Annotated in this window: 2 protein-coding genes and 1 pseudogene; 1 reads left to right on the top strand and 2 read right to left on the bottom strand. The window is 56.7% G+C overall.

Annotated elements, in window-relative coordinates; translation table 11 throughout:
• Window positions 1-252 (top strand): annotated as a pseudogene (locus Q0362_RS01040) (hypothetical protein); the annotation flags it as partial.
• Between the two features lie 3 nt (window positions 253-255).
• Here Q0362_RS01040 and Q0362_RS01035 read toward each other — a convergent pair.
• Window positions 256-453 (bottom strand): hypothetical protein, encoded by a 198-nt coding sequence (locus tag Q0362_RS01035; RefSeq protein ID WP_298118844.1) that lies wholly within the window; start codon window positions 451-453, stop codon window positions 256-258.
• A gap of 6 nt (window positions 454-459) precedes the next feature.
• Window positions 460-1,296: ROK family protein (locus tag Q0362_RS01030; protein ID WP_298118841.1), on the bottom strand; the 837-nt coding region annotated here is incomplete at its 5' end.

The raw sequence follows: 1,296 nt of genomic DNA, 5'->3' as shown, positions 1-1,296 counted from the left end.
GAGCCCTTCTTCACGCCCAGCGGGCTTCGCCTGAATGCCTCAGAATTCAACCGAAACCCAGATGCTACCTGGACCGAACAAACCGGAGTAACTGCAAACGAATTCCTCAGCGAAAAGGCAACGGCGTTCTCGTCATTCCTGGATCAGGGTTTGACTGACTCGCCGCTGCGTCCATTGGCAGAAGCCATCAGCGACAACGCACTGATCTTTCAAGCACGTCACCAGATTGGTGCCGTGCTGACAGGAGAGTAGTTCTTACTTTCCTCGCGCAGGGAAGAGCTGCGTAATCGCAGGCTCTGCCAGCAATGGCGCAATAGGTAATCCCGCTGCACCGATCATCAATAGGTTGGGGCCCAGCTCAGCGGGCTTTACCAAAAGACGGTCTTGCGGTGCTGTCAGTGTGCTCCAACGGAAACGACTCAGCAGTCGATCACGGTCATAGGAATACAGCACCCCTAGCTATCCAGCCAGAAGAACAATCTCGGGGTTGAAGCAGTTGACGGAGTTGCCGATTGCAATGGCTAGTGCATCAATCTGAGATTCCAGAAGCTTCTGAACTTTTGCCCCGACCGGCGTAGAATGTACTTCTTCGAGCTCAGCGTCATCAGCGGTTTCTATCTTGAGGGCGGCAAGGAGGTCATCACGTTGAACAAGGGACTCGAGTGTTCCCTGGAGTCCGGAGTAGTCCTCACGGGGTGAGTCAGAGATGCGGACGTGACCGAGTTCACCGGCATAGCCGGCAGCTCCACGCAGCAGCATGCCACCGTGAATCACACCGCCACCAATACCACCGGCTCCACCGAAGAGATAGACAATCTCGCTGAAGCCACGGCCTGCACCCAGATCGCGTTCAGCGATGGAACCCAAGCTGGCGTCGTTATCGATGAAGACAGGCAGGCCGGTCTGTTGGTGCAGCATGCGGGCGAAAGGAACCTCGACCCAGTTGAGGTGGGGAGCGAGGCGAACAACGCCGTCCTCCACGCGGATCTGTCCTGGGATGGCAACACCGATTCCAGCAATACGGAATTCGACAGGCAATTGGGTGCGCAGCTCGGCAATGAGCTTGGTGGTTGTTTCCACCGAGACGCTTGCACTGGGCACTGTGGAGTGAGGGTGTCGAACCTTGGTGATGACTTTGCCCGAGAGTGTGACGACACCGACGGTGGTCGCATCGGTTTCGGGGTTGACGGCAAAAACCACTACTTCGTCAGAGAAGGACACCATGAGCGAGGGTCGACCAACGCCCTGCGTGGCACTGGCTTCCGACTCCACAATGAGTCCGAGTTCTTGAAGTTC

Origin of the sequence: uncultured Aurantimicrobium sp., from assembly GCF_936931525.1 — a bacterium.
GTDB lineage: Bacteria > Actinomycetota > Actinomycetes > Actinomycetales > Microbacteriaceae > Aurantimicrobium.
The sequence above is the reverse complement of the archived record's forward strand: the minus strand, read 5'-3'. Positions and strand labels throughout refer to the sequence as shown.